Below are 3,544 nucleotides of genomic sequence, written 5' to 3'. Positions count from 1 at the left end.
ATCCGTTTGAAATTAGCGATCGCTTGTGGGTAAAAAATCATCTTGAAGAAGATGAAGAAAAACTACGGTTTTCAACGTAGACGAGGTTTAGATTAAAGTTGCAGATTATCCCTGTATCGTTGCAGCCTCAATAATGAGATAAAATTGTTAAATAATATTAAGGCTTGATTTCCATGAGTTGGTTGTTTTCTGCCCTGGGATTTATCACTGCACTATTGACAGTAGGAATTGTCATATATCTATTTACATCTCGCCGTTACCAATCATCTAACACCGTCGCTAATTTCTACGATGAATGGACGGAAGACGGTATTTTGGAGTTTTACTGGGGTGAACATATCCACTTAGGTCATTATGGCTCACCACCGCAACAAAAGGATTTTCTCGTTGCGAAATCTGATTTTGTACATGAAATGGTGCGTTGGGGTGGCTTAGATAAATTACCCCCCTGTACGACTGTTTTAGATGTTGGCTGTGGAATTGGGGGTAGTAGCCGCATTTTGGCTCGTGATTACGGGTTTGCTGTGACAGGAATTACCATCAGTGCCCAACAGGTTAAACGCGCGATTGAGTTGACTCCTGAAGGGGTTAGCGCCCAGTTTCAGGTGGATGATGCGATGGCACTTTCTTTCCCTGATGGCAGTTTTGATGTCGTTTGGTCGATTGAAGCTGGTCCCCATATGCCAGATAAAGCGGTTTTTGCCAAAGAATTGATGCGGGTGTTAAAGCCTGGTGGAGTGCTGGTTGTGGCTGATTGGAATCAAAGAGACGATCGCGAAATCCCTCTGAATTTTTGGGAAAAACCTGTGATGCGACAATTACTCGATCAGTGGTCACATCCTGCTTTTGCTAGTATTGAAGGCTTTTCTGAGCTTTTGGTAGGGACAAAATTAGTTAAGGGAGAAGCGATCACAGCAGATTGGACACAGGAAACACTTCCTTCCTGGTTCGATTCTATCTGGCAAGGAATAATTCGACCAAGTGGGTTGGTGCGTTTTGGTGCATCTGGTTTCATTAAATCTTTGCGGGAAGTACCGACTCTGCTACTGATGCGGTTAGCTTTCGGTACAGGTTTGTGCCGCTTTGGGATGTTCCGTGCTGTACGGGTATCCTCTGATTAAAATATGAACTTCTTCCCTACAGTATATAGGTAAAAATAAATTAAAATTTGGTTGCGATCGCAGTCCGATTGCAATACTGCTCGGATAAGGTTTCTCTCGTTCGCGAAACCCCGTTTCTATTTGATTCAAAACCTGATTACAAAGGGATTCGCAAGAAACCAGGTTTCTGAATTAATGCTTAACCGAGCAGTATTGAGTCCGATTGGATTATTGAAAATGGTAAAATCGAGAAACTTACTATACTCAAAAATACTGGGTTTCCTATTTCCACATATCCTAACGAGACTTTTATGACAACTGCCATTACTCCAATTCAGAATGCATGGTCAAAACCAATTCTGCAAACAGCAAAGGAATTTTCCTACACACCAATACCAAGCATACAGGGAAAAATTCCCCAGGGTTTGCGAGGTACGCTGTACCAGAATGGTCCAGGGAGAATGGAACGTAATGGGATACGGATGGGACATTGGTTTGATGGTGATGGGGCAATACTTGCAGTAAATTTTACCGATGCTGGTGGAAGTGCTGTGTATCGCTATGTCCAAACAAAGGGTTACAAAGAAGAAGCGATCGCAAATCAACTTATTTATAGTAACTACGGTACTTTAACACCGGGTTCAATATTGAATAAGTTGTTTAAAGGGACAAAAAATTCTGCGAATACTTCGGTTCTAGCACTTCCCGATAAGCTTTTGGCACTGTGGGAAGGTGGTAAACCCCATGCTTTGGATTTACAAACATTAGAAACATTTGGTGAAGATGATTTAAATGGATTGACAGATGGGTTGTCTTATTCTGCACATTATAAACGGGATGCAGAAACCGGGGAAATTTTTAATTTTGGTATTAGTCCCGGTTTAAATGCAATTTTGCATATTTATAAAAGCACTGCTAGCGGTAAAATTATTCAAAAATCTTACCATAAACTCGATGGTGTTTCCCTAGTCCATGATTTTGTTTTCGCAGGGCAGTATCTATTATTTTTTATCCCTCCCCTACGTTTAAATCTTTTATCTGTAATGACTGGTAAAAGTTGCTATTGCGATGCTTTTGAATGGCAACCCAATAGGGGAACACAAATATTAGTCATCGATCGAGAAACATTAAAATTAGTTAGTCGTAGCGAAACTGAACCTTGGTTTCAATGGCATTTTAGTAATGGTTATGTGGATGCGAGTGGTACGGTAATTGTCGATCTGGTTAGATATGAAGATTTTCAAACCAATCAATTTTTAAGGGAAGTTGCTACAGGTAAAACCAGTACATTAGCAAAAAGTCATTTGTCACGGGTTTATCTTCATCCCCAAACAGCTAAAGTAATTAAAATTGAGAAAATCTGCGATCGCCAATGCGAATTTCCTACTGTACCCCAGCAAAATGTCGGCAAAGAATCCCGGTACACATATCTATCCACATTTCGCTCCCAAAGCAATATTACAGGGGAATTGTTGAATGCGATCGCACGTTACGATTACGAAACCGACACTCTGACAATTGCCAATGTTGGTGAAAATTGCTATCCATCGGAACCAATTTATGTCCAAGATAGGGAAAATCCCCTGCAAGCTTGGGTAATTACTGTTGTTTATGATGGTAATGAAGATATTAGCCAAGTTTGGATTTATGATGCAGATAAATTGGATGAACAACCTGTATGCAAACTCGAATTACCTGGTGTGATTGCCCACAGTTTTCACGGTACTTGGAGGCAGGGTTAGCAATCGGTTAATTTCGGCTCTGACTTTAATTTTGTGAGATAGAGTAGGGTACATTTTTATATTTATACGCTATTGAGTAAAACGGCACGTCAGGAAAAAAGGGTATCTTGAAAACGCCTGAAATAGTCATTAAACTCAATCCTAACAGGCTTTACGTGCCAATTATACTTAATAAGATTTATACAGAGAGACGTGATATATTATATCTCGTCTTCTACACCTCCTGAAATCTACTGCAACTGAGGCTCTATTCCTTCATCAATCCAAACATCAATAGCCGTTTTTAGCTCCGATTCAATTACTGTAGAACATTCTTTTTCGTTAATAATTGTTTTGAATACCGTTCTTTTGCCGTGACCAACTTTTTCTATTGGGTGTCCACGATGTACATTATTTTTAGGCTTAACCATTCTTTTCTCACATTTTATTTACTATTTTAGCAAAATAATATGATTCAAACTGGATACTGTTAAGGACTTAAATATTTGTGAAATTGTGGGTAAGTAGTAGTGCTAAATTAATTATACATTCCGAAACGTTGAAACCCTTGCGTACTCCTTCGGAGTAATTACTCGCAATGACAATATATATTTAATTTTGCGTAACCACTTAAACAACTTTCGGTTCCGCTTCTAAAAATCTAGGTAAACCTAGTAAAGTCCACGGTGTAACTTTAAGCAATCTTTTCTAGTGTCTTGCGAC

General features: G+C 39.4%; 3 protein-coding genes. 2 read left to right on the top strand and 1 reads right to left on the bottom strand.

Annotated elements, in window-relative coordinates; all coding sequences use genetic code 11:
* The first annotated feature begins 173 nt into the window (after positions 1–173).
* On the top strand, positions 174–1,121 hold the full coding sequence (locus tag CK510_RS28090) for a methyltransferase domain-containing protein (RefSeq protein WP_169927036.1): 948 nt from the start codon (positions 174–176) through the stop codon (positions 1,119–1,121).
* Positions 1,122–1,411: 290 nt separating this feature from the next.
* Positions 1,412–2,842 (top strand): carotenoid oxygenase family protein, encoded by a 1,431-nt coding sequence (locus CK510_RS28085; protein ID WP_095724779.1) that lies wholly within the window; start codon positions 1,412–1,414, stop codon positions 2,840–2,842.
* A 230-nt stretch (positions 2,843–3,072) separates the two neighbouring features.
* Here the strand turns inward: CK510_RS28085 and CK510_RS28080 are convergent, their stop codons facing one another.
* A complete protein-coding gene (locus CK510_RS28080) occupies positions 3,073–3,252 on the bottom strand; it encodes a hypothetical protein (protein WP_095724778.1) in 180 nt (59 codons plus the stop codon).
* Between the last annotated feature and the right edge of the window lie 292 nt (positions 3,253–3,544).

The sequence above is a fragment of the Brunnivagina elsteri CCALA 953 genome, assembly GCF_002289455.1.
In the GTDB taxonomy this organism is placed as follows: domain Bacteria; phylum Cyanobacteriota; class Cyanobacteriia; order Cyanobacteriales; family Nostocaceae; genus Brunnivagina; species Brunnivagina elsteri.
Note: the sequence above shows the minus strand (reverse complement) of the source record. Positions and strands in the feature narration are given on the sequence as shown.

Coding starts and splice junctions, on each gene's coding strand:
- CK510_RS28090 (WP_169927036.1), top strand. CDS start 174: ATGAGTTGGTTGTTTTCTGCCCTGGGATTTATCACTGCACTATTGACA.
- CK510_RS28085 (WP_095724779.1), top strand. CDS start 1,412: ATGACAACTGCCATTACTCCAATTCAGAATGCATGGTCAAAACCAATT.
- CK510_RS28080 (WP_095724778.1), bottom strand. CDS start 3,252: ATGGTTAAGCCTAAAAATAATGTACATCGTGGACACCCAATAGAAAAA.